The organism is Staphylococcus sp. Y174-1, from assembly GCF_049897865.1.
Taxonomy (GTDB): domain Bacteria; phylum Bacillota; class Bacilli; order Staphylococcales; family Staphylococcaceae; genus Staphylococcus; species Staphylococcus saprophyticus.
The window spans coordinates 545,294-564,436 of the sequence record NZ_JAFCXB010000001.1 but is presented as its reverse complement, the minus strand read 5'-3'; the positions used below and the strand labels follow the sequence as shown (position 1 = coordinate 564,436).

Sequence of the window (19,143 nt, the reverse complement as noted above, 5' to 3'; positions counted from 1 at the left end):
ATGATACAAATGATGCGGATTTGGCTTCATTAGATCAATCTATGGATGCTACTGAAGAAACTGAAGATAGTCAAAGCGATGCGGTTAACTCGATTTCAGAAGCTGGAGAAGTGGAAAACGAGGCATACACGATTCCACCACTCTCATTACTTAAGCAACCAGCGAAACAAAAAGCAACTTCAAAAGCAGAAGTTCAGAAAAAGGGGCAACTGCTAGAAACAACACTTAAAAATTTTGGTGTAGATGCTAGAGTGACACAAATAAAAATCGGTCCTGCGGTAACACAATATGAAATTCAACCTGCACAAGGTGTTAAAGTAAGTAAAATTGTAAACTTGCACAATGATATCGCACTTGCACTTGCAGCTAAGGATATTCGTATTGAAGCACCTATTCCAGGACGTTCTGCAGTGGGTATTGAAGTACCAAATGACAAAATTTCACTAGTATCACTTAAAGAAGTATTAGATGAGAAGTTCCCTGCAAAAAATAAATTAGAAGTAGGATTAGGAAGAGATATCTCAGGTGATCCTATAACAGTTGAATTAAATAAAATGCCTCATTTACTTGTTGCTGGATCTACAGGTAGTGGTAAATCCGTATGTATCAATGGTATTATCACTAGTATTTTACTTAATGCAAAGCCGCATGAAGTAAAACTTATGTTAATTGATCCGAAAATGGTAGAATTGAATGTATATAATGGGATTCCCCATTTATTGATACCGGTAGTTACAAATCCTCATAAGGCATCTCAAGCTTTAGAAAAAGTTGTGGCCGAAATGGAGCGTCGTTATGATTTATTCCAACATTCATCTACAAGAAATATAGAAGGTTACAACGAAGCGATTAGAAGACAAAATCTTGAGCTAGATGAAAAACAAGCTGAACTACCTTATATCGTGGTTATTGTGGATGAATTAGCTGATTTAATGATGGTTGCTGGTAAAGAAGTAGAAAATGCAATTCAAAGAATTACTCAAATGGCTCGTGCAGCAGGCATTCATTTAATCATTGCAACACAACGCCCTTCTGTGGATGTGATTACTGGTTTAATCAAAAATAACATTCCAAGTAGAATTGCTTTTGCTGTTAGTTCACAAACGGATTCTAGAACGATTATTGATAGCGGTGGCGCAGACAAGCTATTAGGAAAAGGTGACATGCTATATGTTGCAAATGGTGGTTCTACAAGAACGCGTGTGCAGGGTGCATTTTTAAGCGATCAAGAAGTGCAAGACATTGTTAATTATGTAGTAGAACAGCAAAAAGCGAATTATGTTAAAGAAATGGAACCAGACGCACCAGTAGAAAAATCAGAAATGAAGAGTGAAGATGCGCTTTATGATGAAGCATATTTATTTGTCATTGAACAACAAAAAGCGAGTACTTCTTTATTACAAAGACAATTTAGAATTGGTTATAATCGCGCTTCCAGATTAATGGACGATTTAGAACGAAATCAAGTTATTGGACCACAAAAAGGAAGTAAACCTAGACAAATATTAGTGGATTTAGATAGTGATGAGGTGTAAAAATGGAACTGACTTCTGTTTATAAAGTTAAAGAGTGGATGATACAACAAATCAAAGATGGCAAATTACAACATGGTGAACCATTACCAAGTAATTTAGCAATAGCTAGAACATTAAATGTAAAGACAGATGATGTCTATGATGCAGTAGATGAATTAATCACTGAACAAGTTTTATCAAATAATTTAGAAGAAGGTGCACGTGTTAAATCACTGCACCCATTCTATTATCCTTTAGGAGAAGTTGTAAGTATAAGTAGAATGATTGAAGATCAGGGTTATAGTGCTGGGACAGAATATATTAGTTTTGATGAAAAACCAGCGACCTCATTAGATTCAAAACGATTAAATATTGCAGATAAGGCAAACGTTACAATTATAGAACGTGTCAGAACGGCAAATAAGAAACCCGTAGTATATTGTTTAGATAAAGTGCCTGCGAGTGACTTAACATGCGCACAATATCAAAATAGCGATGAATCGTTACTAGGTGCTATCGAAGCACATGCGGGAAAAAAAGTGGCATATGCTGATACTGAAATGGAGGCCATCAGTTATGAGCCGCACATTTCAGACATCTTAGGTGCATCACCACATGAAGGGCTTATGTTATTGAAATTAGTCCATTATGATAAAGATGACCAACCAATACTTTATTCTTTTAATTATTTCAAAAGTAGTTTAGTAAAATTTAAAACGGTTAAAAATAGTTTATAATAAGAAATTTATGAAAGTGAGGCATGACAATTTGAAGAACAAAAATACTCAGAATGACATACATATTAAAGTAATGCCAACTACAAAATTTAAAACGACCACAATAACGTTGAAATTTATGGCTCCCTTAGAAAGTGACACCATGACTGCGCGTTCGATTCTAAGCAAAGTATTAGTTCGAGCAACCAAACAATGGCCTACAGATAAAGCATTCAATAGACATTTATCACATTTATATGGCGCCTATGTGAATAGTTTTGTTTCAAAATTTAAAGATAAGCATGTTATAAGCATTTCATTAGAGTTAATTAATGAACGTTATTTGAAAGACCAAACACCATTATTTGAAAAAGGTGTGGCATTGTTAAAAGAAATTATTTGGAACCCGTTAGTGACTGATCAACAATTTGATGAGGTTTTTGTGTCACAAGAAAAATCTTTATTAGGTAAAAAACTAGAAGCGATGGTTGATAACAAATCGCAGATTTCATTTTTAAATTTATTAAAACATATGTTTGGAGAACATCCTTATAGACATTTGGCTACAGGTCAAATAGAATACATAAAAAGTGTAACGCCAGAAACTTTATACGATATATATCAATCTATGCTACAAAATGATTATTGTGCAGTTTACGTCGTTGGTAACGTAGATGAAGCACAAGTTAAAACGCAATTGAAAACTTATTTCGATATCAAACCTTTCCACTTTGAATTAACGCAAGACGCACCTATGAAACAAGCACATACATTACCACAAGAAATTGTTGAAGTGGACGATGTAGATCAAGCTAAGTTGAATATGGGCTTTAGAATGCCTGCAAAATATGGCGACGCAGCGTATTTTACAATGGTTGTATTTAATGTAATGTTCGGTGGTGACCCTTCATCTGTATTATTTAATGAAGTCCGTGAAAAACAAAGTTTGGCATATTCAATTCATTCACAAATTGATGCAAAAAATGGCTTCATGTTTGTACTGAGTGGTGTATCCATAGATAAATATGAAGTTGCAAAAGATACAATTATCAAAGAATTTGAAAAGTTCCAAAACGGTCAATTTGAAGAAGATAAGCTAGCATTAGCTAAAAAAGTAATTCTTTCGCAGAGACAAGAATCACATGACAGACCAAAAAGTATGATAGAAATTTTAAACAACAATATCTTATTAGATGAGCCTATGTCAGAAGAAAGTTATTTTGAAGGTATCCAAAGTGTTACAAAATCAGATGTGCAACAATTAGCGCAAGCGGTTGTGCTTGATACCATTTATATTCTGACAAAAGAAGGTAATGACTAATGCGAGAAAATTATTATGAACAAATAGATGAACGTGTATTTGAAGCAGAATTAAATAATGGATTGAAATTATTTATTATCCCCAAAAAAGGGTTCCAAAAAACATTTGTGACGTATACTACAAAGTTCGGCTCGTTAGATAATAAATTTAAGCCACATGGTAGTGATACTTTTGTCACTGTTCCAGATGGTGTAGCGCATTTCTTAGAACATAAATTGTTTGAAAACGATGATGAGAGTGAAGATTTATTTACGGCATTTGCTGAAGATAATGCACAAGTCAATGCATTCACTAGTTTTGATCGTACAAGTTATCTATTTAGTGCAACAGATCATGTGGAGCGTAATATTAAACGCTTATTAACAATGGTTGAGTCACCTTATTTCACTAAAGAAACAGTAGATAAAGAAAAAGGCATCATAGCTGAAGAAATTAAAATGTACCAAGAACAGCCTGGTTACAAATTAATGTTTAATACATTGAAAGCTATGTATGATACACATCCTATTCGTGTGGATATTGCAGGCAGTGTAGAGAGTATTTATGAGATTACTAAAGATGATCTTTATTTATGTTATGAGACATTTTATCATCCATCGAATATGGTACTCTTTGTTGTCGGCGATGTAGATGTAGCAAATATTTATGATGTCGTGGCAACGCATGAAAATCAACGCGATAAAGAAGCACAACCGCAAATAGTTAGAGATCCATTGATAGAAAAAGCAACTGTAAATGAATCCAAAGTGACTGAAACTATGAAATTGCAATCACCTCGATTGATGTTAGGCTTTAAAAACAATCCGTTAGTTGATGAACCCGACGCATCTTTTGTAAAGAGAGATTTAGAGATGACACTTTTCTATGAAATGTTATTTGGTGAAGAAACAGATTTTTATCAATCTTTACTTAACGAAGATCTAATTGATGAGACATTTGGATATCAATTTGTATTAGAACCGACATATAGTTTCTCAGTAATTACGAGCGCAACACAGTATCCTGATAAATTAAAAGCGTTACTTTTAACAGAAATTGAAAACAACCAAGGACAACTGAATGATGAAGAAGCATTTAGTTTACTAAAAAAACAATTCATAGGTGAATTTATTTCAGGGTTAAATGCTCCGGAATACATAGCGAACCAATATACGAAATTATATTTTGAAGGCGTAAGTTTATTCGATTTATTGGAAATTGTTGAAAGCATCACTTTAGAGAGTGTAAACGAAACTTCAAAAATGTGCTTGAATCTAGAGCAAGTTGTTGATAGTCGTTTGGAGATGAAATAAAAATGAAGGCATTAGTGATGGGTGGTTCTGGTAGTATAGGTACAGCTATCGTTGATCGTCTATTGTCTGACGGTTATGAAGTTATCATTCAGTATAATCAGGCTAATGTTGATACACTGCAGTCGCAATATAAAAGTCAGCCTGTACAATTCATACAAATAGATTTAATGCAGGACATCGATTTTGCGGATTACTTTGATTTTATTACTAATTTGGATTGCCTTATTTATGCGAGTGGCACTGCATTATATGGACAAATACAAGATATGACTGACGAAATGATTGATTTAGCTTATCAAATTCACGTAAAACAATTCATACGTGTTTGTAGGTATTTTGTTGATCAACTAAGACAAAGTCAGAGTGGTAGGATTGTTGTTATTTCATCTATTTGGGGTGAAACAGGTGCAAGTATGGAATCAGTTTATTCTGCAATGAAAGGTGCCCAAATTGCTTTTGTAAAAGCATTGAGTCAAGAACTTGCAATGACTTCAGTAACGGTGAACGCTATTGCACCCGGTTTGGTAAGTGGTAATATGGCTCGAGTTTGGAGTGAAGCGGAATTGGCAGTAATTACTGAAGACTTGCCACAACAAAGATTGATAGATCCGACTGAAATTGCTCACACATGTAGTTATCTATGTCATCCTTTTGCGAAAAGTATCACCGGAACAATTCAAAAAGTGAATGGCGCTTGGTACTTGTAAATAATTTAAGTAAACTATAGAAAATAAAACAACTTTGAAACATTCAATGATATAATGTCAGTAAGTATGAGGAAGTAATTTTCTAAAAAGTTTTGTATTACTATTTAACTTAGATGACTGATGAAAGGATTGCTATAGCTAAAGTGAAGTAGCACGTTTGTAGTTCATCCTAGTCGTTAGTTGTTCATATGATCTAATAGGATGATTCTTATATTTATGCTCAGCTAATAAAACAAAACGTCAATGATATAATTTATAAAATAATGTTTATTTAAAGTGTATCATTTGCTGTTTATCATAAAAGACAACATATGGTTTATAAACAAAGGGGTGTTTATTTCATGACAGTAGCAACTAAAAAAGAATGGTATTTAGAATATGAGATAACAATGAACCGAGCTGGCCTTTTAGGAGATGTTTCTAGTTTATTAGGTTTGATGGGAATTAGTATTGTGACTATCAATGGTATTGATGAAGGTCGTAGAGGGCTATTAATAAAGTCAGATAGTCTAGATAAAGTGCATAGATTTGAAAATATCGTAACAGAAATAGATGATATATCTATAACAAAATTGCGTAAACCAGAGTTACGTGATCGTTTAGCTGTGAGACATGGAAGATACATAGAACAAGATGCAGATGATAAAAAAACGTTTCGTTTTGAAAGAGATGATTTAGGTTTACTTGTTGATTTTATGGCAGAATTATTTAAAGAGAAAGGCCATAAATTAATTGGTATTAGAGGTATGCCGAGAGTAGGTAAAACTGAATCAATCGTTGCAGGTAGTGTGTGTGCGCACAAGAGATGGTTATTTATCAGTTCAACGTTAATTAAACAGACTGTTCGTAGCTCTTTAATTAAAGGAGAATATGATTCTGATCATGTTTATATTATCGACGGTGCAGTCACAGCGAGAGAGTCTAGTCAAAAACATCAAGAATTAGTTAAAGAAGTTATGAGTTTACCAGCAATAAAAGTAGTCGAACATCCTGACTTGTTCGTTGAAACGAGTGATTATGAAATGAGTGATTTTGACTATATCATCGAATTACGAGAAAATAAAAATCAAGAAATTCAATATGAAGAAATGAAAAAGAAAACAGTTAAAAGTAAAAATAACTTAGATTTTGGTGATGATACGTTTGGTGGCGGATTTGGATTTTTTGAATAAAATATGAATAGTTATTGAGGAGGACTAACATTTTGAATTTAGTTGGTCAAACTTTAAAAGGACGTCGAGAACGTTTAGGTATGACACTAAACGAACTTGAAACGCGTACCCAAATAAAAAGAGAAACACTTACACTGATTGAGAATAATGATTTTGAATCGTTGAAAAATGTAAATTATGCAGAAGGTTTTATTAGGAAATATGCAAAAGCAGTGAATATCGACTCAGTACAGTTAATTGAGGCGCATAGAGAAGAAATTCCTAGTAATGATGAATCGCTTCAAAATACAATAACTGCTTTTTCAAAAGAAGATAAACCGACTTATCGAACTAAAAATAAAGAACCATTGCAAGTGGCCGTTGTAATAAGTATATTTGTTATTATTACAGCACTTTTATGGATTTTTTCAGTATTAATTTTTTAATCTGTAAGTCCAAGTACGTCATAAGTTATAAATAGAAAAGAGGACTTTGTATGAATATACCGAATTGGATAACTGTATTTAGAGTTATACTCATTCCAATCTTCCTATTGTTTGCTCTAGCGGATTTTGGATTTGGTAAAATTTCATTTATCGGTGGTAATGAAATTAGAATAGAATTATTAATTAGTGGCATTATTTTTATCGTCGCATCATTAAGTGACTTTGTAGATGGTTACTTAGCGCGTAAATGGGAACTTGTAACAAACATGGGTAAATTTTTAGATCCATTAGCAGATAAATTACTAGTATCAAGTGCTTTGATTGCGCTCGTACAAGTAGATTTAACCAATTCTGTAGTTGCAATTATTATTATTGCTCGAGAATTTGCTGTTACGGGATTACGCTTATTACAAATAGAACAAGGTTTTGTTAGTGCTGCAGGTCAGTTAGGTAAAATAAAAACTGCTGTTACTATGGTTGCCCTTGTTTGGATTCTTTTAGGCGATCCATTGTCTAGCTGGATTGGTTTTGAATTAGGACAGGTATTACTATATATCGGTGTATTTTTCACTATCCTATCAGGAATTGAATATTTTTATAAAGGTAGAGATGTGTTTAAGGCAAAATCATAAACACATTAACATCATAACGCTATAAATCGGGGCATGTAGATAATTTGGACATGCTTCGATTTTTTTAATTTTATAAACAAGTCGTATAGAAGCGCTTTTACATGAACGAATCTTTCGTTATTTATGGTTTTTCATTTTATAATATAGGGAAGTAGAAATATATTGTTAATTAGAAGCTATAAGGAATAAATTATTTACAAAAATGTAAATGTCTCAGGAGGAAACGTTTTGAATATATCTATTATTGCGGTAGGATCAGAATTATTATTAGGACAAATCGCTAATACTAATGGTCAATACTTATCAAAATTATTTAATAGTGCTGGCCATAATGTGGTTGAACATACAGTGATTGGTGATAACCCACAAAGATTAGAGAGAGTAATTAATAAAGCATTAGAAAATTATGATACCGTTATATTAACTGGAGGCTTGGGCCCTACAAAAGATGATTTAACTAAGCATACAGTTGCGAAAGTATTAAATCGAGATTTAGTTATCGATCAAAATGCACTCGACTACATCGAACAATATTTTAATGAACAAAACGTCGAAATGACGCCAAATAACCGTCAACAAGCGTTAGTCATTGAAGGTGCGCATGTCTTGGATAATAAGGTCGGTATGGCCCCAGGAATGCTTGTCCAACAACATGGAAAGCAAATTGCTTTGTTACCAGGTCCACCAAAAGAAATGAAACCGATGGCTAAAGAGGCGTTATTACCTTATTTTATAAATGGTGAAAATACAATATTTTCAGAATTACTTCGCTTTGCGGGTATAGGAGAATCAAAGGTCGAAACAGAATTAATGGATTTAATCGATCAACAAACGAACCCTACGATAGCACCATTAGCTGGGTCTCACGAAGTCAATGTAAGATTGACAGCAAGTGGTGAGACAAAACAAGTATGTGAAACGTTAATAGCGCCGCTTAAAGAAGAAATTTTAGAACGTATCGGTAAATATTATTATGGTTCTGATGATATTGTTATAGAACAAGCATTTATGAATAATATGACAAAAACATTTGCCATTTATGATGGGGTGACAGATGGTATATTATTTTCTCGGATGAAAAATTTTGATAATAATCAGTTACTTCAAGGTATGTTATCTCACCACACGCAATTTATAGATGAACGTGATATAATAACATCTCAACTTTCAGTATCTGCTCAGATTGTCAAAGACATGTTTAACACGGAAATAGGTATTTCAGTGATACATCAACATGATACGGTATATTTAGGTATTTTAGAAAATGATGAATTAGCTGTACAATCATTTAAAATGACACAAAGAAGACATTTAATTAAAAGCAGAACTCAAAATTATGTGTTGATTAGATTACTAAATTGGTTTAAATAAATACGAACAGTATACAGAAAATGCGAAAAATAGCACGTGTGTTCTATTTTAGCATTATTGAATTCAAATATTAGCGAACAAATATTCGCAAAATACTTGCGAAATTATCTGAATCAAGGTATAGTGAATATAAGATATTTTTTCGAGAGATAAATCTCATTTAGGAGGTCCAGCATTGGATAACGATCGTCAAAAAGCTTTAGATACGGTAATTAAAAATATGGAGAAATCATTTGGTAAAGGTGCTGTTATGAAATTAGGCGACAACAAAGCGCGCAAAGTTTCGAGTGTATCAAGTGGTTCTGTAACATTAGATAATGCTTTAGGTGTAGGTGGTTACCCTAAAGGAAGAATCGTAGAAATTTATGGTCCAGAAAGTTCTGGTAAAACAACTGTAGCGTTACATGCTATCGCTGAAGTACAAAAAAATGGCGGTGTTGCAGCGTTCATAGATGCTGAGCATGCATTAGATCCTGTTTACGCAGAAGCTTTAGGCGTAGACATACAAAATTTATATTTATCTCAACCTGATCATGGGGAACAAGGTTTAGAAATTGCCGAAGCATTTGTTAGAAGTGGCGCTGTTGATATCGTTGTGGTCGATTCAGTTGCTGCGCTTACACCTAAAGCTGAAATTGAAGGTGAAATGGGAGATACGCACGTTGGTTTGCAAGCACGTCTTATGTCCCAAGCTTTGAGAAAGCTTTCCGGTGCAATTTCAAAATCAAATACAACAGCAGTATTTATCAACCAAATCCGTGAAAAAGTTGGTGTGATGTTCGGTAATCCTGAAGTTACACCAGGTGGACGTGCTTTGAAATTCTATAGCTCTGTTCGTTTAGAAGTGCGCCGTGCGGAACAATTGAAACAAGGTCAAGAAATTGTTGGTAATAGAACAAAAATTAAAGTCGTTAAGAATAAAGTAGCACCACCATTTAGAGTTGCAGAAGTTGATATTATGTATGGTAAAGGTATCTCTAAAGAAGGAGAATTAATTGACCTAGGTGCTGAACATGAAATTGTAAATAAATCAGGGGCTTGGTATTCATACAATGGTGAACGTATGGGACAAGGTAAAGAAAATGTGAAATTATACCTCAAAGAAAACCCTGCTATTCGAGAAGAAATTGATCAAAAATTACGGGAAAAATTAGGTATCTTTGACGGTGACGTTGAAGAAAAAGAAGCTGAAAGTCCTGCTACACTTTTTGATGAGGAAGAATAACTAAAGTTCTGGTTATCAGTAGAGCGTTATAAAATATAATTTGAGTTATTTATTACTAATAACATAATAATAAGCTTAGACATTCAAGCGTGTCTAAGCTTATTTTTTGTATATGAATAAGAATATAAAAATATTATATGAAAATATTTTTCATTTCAAATGTGCTGTGAGTTAAGTAAGCGCAATCGGTAAAGTAAATATTGTGTAAAAGGAACGCTTCAAATATTATATTAATGTGTATGGAAACCTTGACACTTCTTAGCTGTAAACCGTACAATTACATTGTATGATTCTTTTAGAACTTCATATAATCATATTTAATCATATTGAAATTTGATATACAGAGCAAAATCCTAGATAAAAAGGGGGTGTTTGTGTGAATTTATTAGGCCTCCTACTCATTTTGCTAGGTATTATTCTCGGAGTTGTTGTAGGGTATATTGTTGCCCGAAATTTGTTGCATCAAAAGCAATTACAAGCAAGACAAACTGCCGAAGATATTATCGAACAAGGTAATAAAGAAGCAGAGAATATTAAGAAGGAAAAGCTCCTAGAAGCTAAAGAAGAAAATCAAATCATAAAAGAGCAAAGTGAAATTGAACTTCGTGAAAGACGTGGTGATCTTCAAAAGCAGGAAGCAAGACTTCTACAAAAAGAAGAAAACTTAGAGCGAAAATCTGATCTATTAGATAAAAAAGATGAGATTTTAGAGCAAAAAGAGTCTAAACTTGAAGAACGACAACAACAAGTAGATGCAAAAGAGAGTAGTGTTCAAACATTAATAAATAAGCATGAACAAGAATTAGAACGCATCTCTGGTCTCACTCAAGCAGAAGCTGCACAAGAGCAACTTCAAAGAGTTGAAGATGAATTGTCACAAGATATTGCAATACTTGTTAAGGAAAAAGAGAGAGAAGCAAAAGAAGCAGTCGATAAAAATGCAAAAGAACTATTAGCAACTACTGTTCAAAGGTTAGCTGCAGAGCATACTTCTGAATCTACAGTTTCTGTTGTTAATTTACCGAATGACGAAATGAAAGGTCGAATCATTGGTAGAGAAGGTAGAAATATCAGAACGTTAGAAACGTTAACTGGTATTGACTTAATTATAGATGATACACCAGAAGCCGTAATTCTTTCTGGTTTTGACCCAATTAGACGTGAAATTGCAAGAACTGCATTAGTAAATCTTGTTTCGGATGGTCGAATCCATCCTGGACGAATTGAAGATATGGTAGACAAAGCTCGAAAAGAAGTAGACGACATTATTAGAGATGCAGGGGAACAAGCTACATTTGAAATAAATGTACATAACATGCATCCAGATCTTGTTAAGATCTTAGGTCGTTTACAGTATCGTACTAGCTATGGACAAAATGTATTGAAACATTCTATCGAAGTTGCTCACTTAAGTGGTATCTTAGCAGCAGAATTAGGTGAGGATATTACATTAGCTAAACGTGCTGGCTTACTTCATGATGTTGGTAAAGCTATTGATCACGAAGTAGAAGGTAGCCATGTTGAAATCGGTGTAGAATTAGCGAAAAAATACGCTGAAAATGAAACAGTCATTAATGCAATACATTCCCATCATGGTGATGTTGAACCAACTTCAATTATTTCTATCTTGGTTGCTGCAGCAGATGCACTTTCAGCTGCGAGACCGGGTGCTCGTAAAGAGACTTTAGAAAATTATATTAGAAGATTGGAAAGATTAGAAACACTATCTGAAAGTTATGAAGGTGTTGAGAAAGCATTCGCAATCCAAGCAGGTAGAGAAATTCGAGTTATTGTATCACCAGATACTATCGACGACTTAAAATCACATCGCTTAGCAAGAGATATTAAAAGCCAAATTGAAGATGAACTTCAATATCCAGGTCATATAAAAGTGACAGTTGTTCGTGAGACTAGAGCAATTGAATATGCAAAATAAAAGTTAATTATTAAACGATTAATTTTTGAAATTTAAACAAACTAAACGATATTTCGTTTAGTTTGTTTTTTTTAATATTTTAGAATAAAAGAACATCCGCGACAATTTATTTATGTCGCGGATGTTTCACATTGAGGTTAAAAATAACTGCAATGGAAAGTATTGGTAACAACTCATTAAGATAATGTAGTATATGTCATACTTTTATACAGTTTATCGATACGCTCAATGATGTATATGGATTCAATAATTCAAGTTCATTGTAATTAACATGTTAAAATTTAAGTGAGCTCTAAATCTGCCTGTTGTACTTCTTTAATTATTTCTGCAGTATCATAACAGTTTGTAGAGATATTGGCATACCTTTCAGCTAAACGGTATGCATTGATATATAGCTCCAAACTTTCTTTAGCTATGTCTTCTGCATCTTCACTTTTTGATGGATTTGCTGTAACAACTAAGTCAGCAAAATGTTGTGGATCGATATTAATTGACATGTATTACTTCCAACTCCTATATTTTGGATTAGCTCTTAACTACTATAATCTATACCACTATTTTTATAATTAAAACTTAGCTAATTTAATAAATTTTCATCAGCACCTTTTCATTGTAAATAAATTGAATTAAACTAACACTAAGAGAGGATGAACACGTAAATGAGATTATTATTTATTGGGGATATTGTAGGAAAAGTAGGGCGCGAGGCCATTACAACATATTTATCAAGACTGAAGCAGACATATCGTCCTACAGTTACAATTGTGAATGCTGAAAATGCGGCACATGGTAAAGGCCTGACAGAAAAAATATACAAAGATTTATTAAGAGAAGGCGTAGATTTTATGACGATGGGTAACCACACATATGGTCAGCGTCAAATTTATGATTTTATAGATTCAGCAAATCGTATGGTAAGACCGGCTAACTTTCCAGAAGAAGCGCCAGGCGTAGGTATGCGATTTATTCAAATAAATGAAATTAAGCTAGCTATCATCAACTTGCAAGGTCGTGCTTTTATGCAAGATATTGATGATCCTTTTAAAAAGGCAGATGAGCTTATAAACGAAGCAAAAAAAGAAACGGATTATATATTCGTAGATTTTCACGCTGAAACGACATCTGAAAAAAATGCTATGGGTTGGTATCTTGATGGTAGAGCAAGTGCTGTTGTGGGCACGCACACACATATACAAACTTCGGATGAACGTATATTACCAGGAGGGACAGGTTATATTACGGATGTTGGTATGACAGGTTTTTATGATGGTATATTAGGTATAAATAGACATGAGGTGATTACGCGTTTTATTACAAGTTTGCCACAAAGACATGTTGTGCCAGATGAAGGTCGCAGTGTATTATCGGGCGTGATTATAGATATCAATAAAGAAGGAAGAACAACACACATTGAACGTGTATTAATCAATGACGATCATCCTTTTTAAAATATCGTCCATTAGTATGAATTTAAAAAAAGTACCACTCTGTACATAGTAATAGGGTGGTTTATTTTGGTATGATGAATAATGAATTATTATAACCACTAGGAGGCAAGATGATATGAAATCACAAGTATCATGGAAAGTGGGCGGTCAACAAGGCGAAGGTATTGAATCTACTGGGGAAATCTTTGCTACTGCTATGAACCGTAAAGGATACTACTTATATGGATATCGTCATTTTTCAAGTAGAATCATGGGCGGACACACGAATAATAAAATACGCGTATCCACGACACCAGTGCATGCAATTAGTGATGATTTAGATATCTTAATTGCATTTGATCAAGAAACAATCGAAGTAAACCATCATGAAATGCGTGAAGACAGCGTAATTATTGCAGATAGTAAAGCAAAGCCAGAGAAACCAGACAACTGTCGTGCTCAATTGATAGACCTACCATTTACTGCAACTGCTAAAGAATTAGGTACTGCATTGATGAAAAATATGGTAGCGATTGGTGCCACTTGTGCTGTTATGGACCTCGATATTTCAGATTTTGAAACATTAATTACAAACATGTTTACTAAAAAAGGTGACAAGGTTGTAGAATTGAATATAGAGGCGTTAAATGAAGGTTATCGTTTAATGAATGAACAGTTAAATAACGTTGATGCTGATTTTATCTTAGATAAAACGGATGGAAAGCCACATCTATATATGATTGGTAACGATGCCATTGGTTTAGGTGCGTTATCAGCAGGATCAAGATTTATGGCGGCTTATCCAATAACACCAGCTTCAGAAATTATGGAATATATGATTGAAAATCTTCCAAAAGTGGGCGGAACAGTTGTACAAACTGAAGATGAGATTGCTGCAGCAAACATGGCAATCGGTTCAAACTATGCAGGTGTACGTGCATTTACTGCTAGTGCGGGACCAGGACTATCGCTAATGATGGAAGCGATTGGTTTATCAGGTATGACAGAAACGCCTTTTGTAGTTATAAATACACAGCGTGGTGGCCCTTCAACAGGATTGCCAACGAAACAAGAGCAATCAGACTTAATGCAAATGATTTACGGTACACATGGTGATATTCCTAAAATTGTAGTCGCGCCTACTGATGCAGAAGATGCATTTTATTTAACTATGGAAGCTTTTAATTTGGCTGAACAATATCAATGTCCAGTCATAGTATTAAGTGATTTACAACTTTCATTAGGTAAACAAACGGTTGAACAATTAAACTATAATAAAATAGAAATCAATCGTGGTGACATGATCCAATCCGATATAGAACGTGAAGAAAATGACAAAACTTACTTTAAACGTTATGCATTAACAGAAAGTGGTGTTTCCCCAAGACCTATTCCTGGGGTAAAAGGCGGCATTCATCATGTTACAGGTGTTGAACATAATGAAGAAGGAAAAACGAGTGAAGCTGCAGATAATAGACAACAGCAAATGGATAAACGTATGCGTAAAACAGAAAACCTATTAATACAAAATCCAGTAGAAGCTGATGTACAACATGAAACAGCAGACATACTATATTTAGGATTTATTTCAACTAAAGGTGCAATTCAAGAGGGTAAATCAAGATTAGAATCACAAAATATTAAGGTTAACCACATACAAATTAGACAATTGCATCCATTCCCTAGTGAAACGATTCAAAAAGAAGTCGACAAAGCTTCAAAAGTCGTTGTAGTTGAACATAATTATCAAGGTCAACTTGCCAATATATTAAAAATGAACGTAAATTTAGGTGATAAATTAGTAAATCAAACGAAATACGATGGCACACCATTTTTACCACATGAAATTGAAACTAATGGACTTGAGATAGCTAAAGAAATAAAGGAGTTGGTATAAATGGCGACATTTAAAGATTTTAGAAATAATGTAAAACCTAACTGGTGTCCTGGTTGCGGAGATTTTTCAGTACAAGCAGCCATTCAAAAGGCAGCAGCCAATGTTGGTTTAGAACCGGAAGAAGTAGCGATTATTACGGGGATTGGTTGTTCTGGACGTTTATCAGGATACGTAAATTCATATGGCGTTCATGGTATACATGGCCGTTCATTACCATTGGCACAAGGTGTAAAAATGGCTAATAAAGATTTAACGGTTATTGCTTCTGGTGGTGATGGAGATGGTTATGCCATTGGTATGGGTCATACGATTCATGCATTACGTAGAAATATGAATATGACTTACATTGTTATGGATAATCAAATTTATGGCTTAACTAAAGGTCAAACGTCACCTTCTTCAGCTCAAGGATTTATTACTAAATCTACACCAAAAGGAAATATTGAACAAAATGTAGCACCTTTAGAGTTAGCACTTTCATCAGGTGCAACATTTGTAGCGCAAGGTTTTTCAAGTGACATTAAAGGACTAACAAAAATGATTGAGGACGCAATTAATCATGATGGCTTCTCATTTGTGAATGTATTTTCTCCATGTGTAACATATAACAAAGTGAATACGTATGATTGGTTTAAAGAAAATTTAACAAATATCGATGATATTGAAGATTTTGATATTAAAGATAAGCAAAAAGCCACTCAAAAAGTGTTAGAATATAATTCATTAATAAAAGGTATTGTTTATCAAGATACTGAAACACCTTCATATGAATCACAAATTGAAGAAATGAACGGTACACCTTTAGCTAAACAAGACATTCATATTGATGAAGAACAATTTGAGGCATTAACGAAACAATTTGTATAAAATATTTTTAACTAAATAAGCTAATGAACTGTCACATTATTAACGAAATAATCATGCACGCATTGATTGTCGTATTGAGCATGTGACAGTTTTTTTATATGTTTGATTAAGCATGATTTGTAGTACATATTTTCATTACACGATAGAGAGGACATTCATTATGATAGATCAATTTATGTCAATGTCAGAACTGATTGATCACACTGAAGAACATAAAGATTGGCAAATTTTATATAACGAGCGTGTTGCAAAAAGTTTAATAACAGCTGTTCATGGTGGTGCTATTGAACGTAGCACATCAGAAATTGCACAATTAATTAGTGAAATTGGTGGTTATAGTTTTTATACATTTAAAGGAATCAGGAAAAATAAAAATCATGAACTTCATGTTACATCAAAGCATTTTGATGAGCCCATACTTAATGAATTAGTACCGACACATGAAGTTGTAGTATCGTTACATGGTTGTATGGGTGATGATGTAGCAGTTTATATTGGAGGTAAAGATTTAGAATTATCCTATGAAATTACACAACAATTACAAAAAATAGGCATAAAGGTCAAACCGGCTCCAGCACATATAGCTGGAATGCAAACAGAGAATTTTGTAAATAAGGGTAAACGTGACGCAGGTGTACAATTAGAACTAACTGTGGCATTAAGGAAACAATGTTTTAAAAATAATAAATATAATTTACATGATAGAGAGAATCCAGAGAATTGGTCGCAGTTAATGTTTTCATTTTCCACTGCAATTGCCAATGCTTTAAAAATATTAAATGATTAGGTACGACTTTACAAAATCTTAAGATAATAGTGCTTAAGTTAGGGAATAGGTTGAATAGAAACTATGAAGGGTGTTTATTTATGGCAGATAAATATAAATCAATGACTGAATTGGCTGAATATACGACTGAAAATAGTGATTGGTCAGTGGTTCGTCGCGACTTAGATAGCCAAGTTATTATTTCGGCGATTCATGGTGGAGCGATTGAACCTGGTACAACGGAAATTGCTGATTTAACAGCACAAAAGGGTGATTTTGATTATTTTACTTTTAAAGGAACAAAATCAAAAGGAAATGAAGCGTTACACGTAACCTCTCGTCATTATGACCAACCGGATATGATGGAAATGGTCAAAAATAAGACACACGCAGTAGCAATTCATGGCTGCGTGGGTGATGATAGCATTGTATATATGGGCGGCAAAGATGAAAGTTTGATTCGTGCGTTAAAAGAACAATTTGAGCAATTAGATATTAAAGTAGATCAAGCGCCTAAACATATGTCTGGTGCACACGATGATAATATTATCAATTGTTGTAGCACAGGTGAAGGTGTACAGCTAGAATTAACTTCGGGATTAAGAAAATTGTGCTTTAAAAATCAAAAATATAATAAACATAGCCGAGAAGACCAAAGTAATTGGAGTCAGTTTATGGATAACTTTACAAGTGCAATGGTTCAAGCGATACAAAAGGTGTAGTAACGCTTGTAAATAATGGACACTTAAGCTATTATAGATTCAAGATGTCTATAATAGGAAGATGATGATAAATGAAATATTCTAAAGCGACCAATTATGCGTTACACGCGTTATTATTTATGATTAAAAATAATGGTGATGTTCAACGAATTCCGGTACAAGATCTTGCTAAAGCATTAGGTATTTCTACAACTTACTTGTCAAAAATTTTAACAAGATTAGTTAAAGTTGGTGTTATTTCAGCGAGTAGCGGTGCTAAAGGTGGATACCAATTAAGTTTAAAGTGGCAAGATGTAACAATCTATGAAGTGATTACAACAATTGATGGTAAACAAAGCTTGTTTGAAGATAGTTTTAATCATGGTGATAGTTGTCCAATTAATAAGTTAATGATTGAAGCGGAGCAAGCGCTCATAGGCAGTTTGAAACAAAAAAAGCTAAAGGATCTCATATAAATAATTGAGGTTCTTTAGTTTTTTTGTACGAGTAATTTAGATATTGGATGATTATAAAGCTGTACATCATGAGTACACATGATGAAATGATAATTGCATTGTTGTACATTAGTTTTCATTTTGTTTTTGAATAAAGTAACACGCGAATAACTGTGCGTATTATGTTTAATTTGCTAAAATATAAAGTAAATAAAGTAATTAAGGGGTTGACGTAGTATGAATGATACATTAATGAGTATTCAGATTATTCCTAAAACTGCTAACGGAGAAGACGTAATTCCATATGTTGATGAAGCGATTAAAGTAATAGATGACGCAGGTTTAACGTACCGAGTAGGTCCATTAGAAACAACAGTACAAGGTGAAATGAATGAATGTTTAATATTAATTCAAAAATTAAATGATCGCATGGTTGAACTAGAAATTCCTAGTATTATAAGTCAGGTTAAATTTTATCATGTACCTGAGGGGATAACGATTGAGACACTGACTGGAAAGTATGATGAACTTTAAAAAGTTCAAATATAGATTTATGTATGCGCCAGATTTATTTTATAAATAAACTTTTTTTTAGAACCACTTCTCAATTTATTGAGTTAGTGGTTCTTATGCAAGTGCAAAGGCACTTGTAAACCCAAGCTGATACTTCTCAATTTATTGAGATAGTGGTACTTATGCAAGTGCTCTGGCACTTGTAA

The 19,143-nt window shown here is 33.5% G+C and carries 18 protein-coding genes and 1 pseudogene; 18 read left to right on the top strand and 1 reads right to left on the bottom strand.

Translation table 11 applies throughout. The features are described 5' to 3' along the window. Nucleotides 1-71: 71 nt before the first annotated feature. From ACP7BT_RS02860 to rny, 11 genes and pseudogenes are all read left to right on the top strand, one after another. Nucleotides 72-1,535, top strand: a pseudogene (locus ACP7BT_RS02860) (DNA translocase FtsK); the annotation flags it as partial. A gap of 2 nt (nt 1,536-1,537) precedes the next feature. Then, nucleotides 1,538-2,251 (top strand): GntR family transcriptional regulator, encoded by a 714-nt coding sequence (locus ACP7BT_RS02855; protein WP_002483444.1) that lies wholly within the window; start codon nt 1,538-1,540, stop codon nt 2,249-2,251. A 10-nt stretch (nt 2,252-2,261) separates the two neighbouring features. After that, a complete protein-coding gene (gene yfmF / locus ACP7BT_RS02850; protein ID WP_426303725.1) occupies nt 2,262-3,551 on the top strand; it encodes an EF-P 5-aminopentanol modification-associated protein YfmF in 1,290 nt (429 codons plus the stop codon). Further along, a complete protein-coding gene (gene yfmH, locus ACP7BT_RS02845; RefSeq protein WP_069821938.1) occupies nt 3,551-4,843 on the top strand; it encodes an EF-P 5-aminopentanol modification-associated protein YfmH in 1,293 nt (430 codons plus the stop codon). Before yfmF ends, yfmH begins: the two co-directional genes overlap by 1 nt. 2 nt (nt 4,844-4,845) lie before the next feature. Beyond that, on the top strand, nt 4,846-5,550 hold the full coding sequence (gene ymfI, locus ACP7BT_RS02840; RefSeq protein WP_041080463.1) for an elongation factor P 5-aminopentanone reductase: 705 nt from the start codon (nt 4,846-4,848) through the stop codon (nt 5,548-5,550). A 341-nt stretch (nt 5,551-5,891) separates the two neighbouring features. Beyond that, a complete protein-coding gene (locus tag ACP7BT_RS02835; protein ID WP_002483440.1) occupies nt 5,892-6,722 on the top strand; it encodes a DUF3388 domain-containing protein in 831 nt (276 codons plus the stop codon). A gap of 32 nt (nt 6,723-6,754) precedes the next feature. After that, complete coding sequence (locus ACP7BT_RS02830; RefSeq protein ID WP_002483439.1) at nt 6,755-7,147, top strand: helix-turn-helix domain-containing protein; 393 nt, start codon at nt 6,755-6,757, stop codon at nt 7,145-7,147. Nucleotides 7,148-7,197: 50 nt separating this feature from the next. After that, nucleotides 7,198-7,779: a CDP-diacylglycerol--glycerol-3-phosphate 3-phosphatidyltransferase gene (gene pgsA / locus ACP7BT_RS02825; RefSeq protein ID WP_037538519.1), complete on the top strand. Its 582-nt coding sequence runs from the start codon at nt 7,198-7,200 to the stop codon at nt 7,777-7,779. Nucleotides 7,780-8,007: 228 nt separating this feature from the next. Then, nucleotides 8,008-9,150: a CinA family nicotinamide mononucleotide deamidase-related protein gene (locus ACP7BT_RS02820; protein WP_426303724.1), complete on the top strand. Its 1,143-nt coding sequence runs from the start codon at nt 8,008-8,010 to the stop codon at nt 9,148-9,150. Between the two features lie 175 nt (nt 9,151-9,325). Beyond that, entirely contained in the window at nt 9,326-10,375 is a 1,050-nt protein-coding gene (recA, locus tag ACP7BT_RS02815; protein WP_002483436.1) for a recombinase RecA, read from the top strand. A 376-nt stretch (nt 10,376-10,751) separates the two neighbouring features. Next, nucleotides 10,752-12,311: a ribonuclease Y gene (gene rny / locus ACP7BT_RS02810; RefSeq protein ID WP_037538515.1), complete on the top strand. Its 1,560-nt coding sequence runs from the start codon at nt 10,752-10,754 to the stop codon at nt 12,309-12,311. Between the two features lie 281 nt (nt 12,312-12,592). Here the strand turns inward: rny and ACP7BT_RS02805 are convergent, their stop codons facing one another. After that, entirely contained in the window at nt 12,593-12,808 is a 216-nt protein-coding gene (locus ACP7BT_RS02805; protein WP_002483434.1) for a hypothetical protein, read from the bottom strand. 162 nt (nt 12,809-12,970) lie between these two features. Here ACP7BT_RS02805 and ACP7BT_RS02800 point away from each other — a divergent pair, with 162 nt between their 5' ends. The 7 genes from ACP7BT_RS02800 to ACP7BT_RS02770 all read left to right on the top strand — a co-directional run bounded on the left by ACP7BT_RS02800 (nt 12,971) and on the right by ACP7BT_RS02770 (nt 18,958). After that, on the top strand, nt 12,971-13,759 hold the full coding sequence (locus ACP7BT_RS02800; protein WP_002483433.1) for a TIGR00282 family metallophosphoesterase: 789 nt from the start codon (nt 12,971-12,973) through the stop codon (nt 13,757-13,759). A 115-nt stretch (nt 13,760-13,874) separates the two neighbouring features. Continuing rightward, complete coding sequence (locus ACP7BT_RS02795) at nt 13,875-15,635, top strand: 2-oxoacid:acceptor oxidoreductase subunit alpha (protein ID WP_426303723.1); 1,761 nt, start codon at nt 13,875-13,877, stop codon at nt 15,633-15,635. Continuing rightward, nucleotides 15,636-16,502: a 2-oxoacid:ferredoxin oxidoreductase subunit beta gene (locus ACP7BT_RS02790; protein ID WP_002483431.1), complete on the top strand. Its 867-nt coding sequence runs from the start codon at nt 15,636-15,638 to the stop codon at nt 16,500-16,502. A gap of 160 nt (nt 16,503-16,662) precedes the next feature. Then, nucleotides 16,663-17,289: a poly-gamma-glutamate hydrolase family protein gene (locus ACP7BT_RS02785; RefSeq protein ID WP_426303722.1), complete on the top strand. Its 627-nt coding sequence runs from the start codon at nt 16,663-16,665 to the stop codon at nt 17,287-17,289. 80 nt (nt 17,290-17,369) lie between these two features. Beyond that, nucleotides 17,370-17,990 carry a poly-gamma-glutamate hydrolase family protein gene (locus tag ACP7BT_RS02780; protein WP_145437560.1) on the top strand — a complete coding sequence of 207 codons (621 nt, stop codon included), beginning with the start codon at nt 17,370-17,372 and terminating at the stop codon, nt 17,988-17,990. A 71-nt stretch (nt 17,991-18,061) separates the two neighbouring features. After that, on the top strand, nt 18,062-18,445 hold the full coding sequence (locus ACP7BT_RS02775; protein WP_002483428.1) for an RrF2 family transcriptional regulator: 384 nt from the start codon (nt 18,062-18,064) through the stop codon (nt 18,443-18,445). Between the two features lie 216 nt (nt 18,446-18,661). After that, complete coding sequence (locus tag ACP7BT_RS02770) at nt 18,662-18,958, top strand: thiamine-binding protein (RefSeq protein ID WP_002483427.1); 297 nt, start codon at nt 18,662-18,664, stop codon at nt 18,956-18,958. The last annotated feature ends 185 nt before the right edge of the window (nt 18,959-19,143 follow it).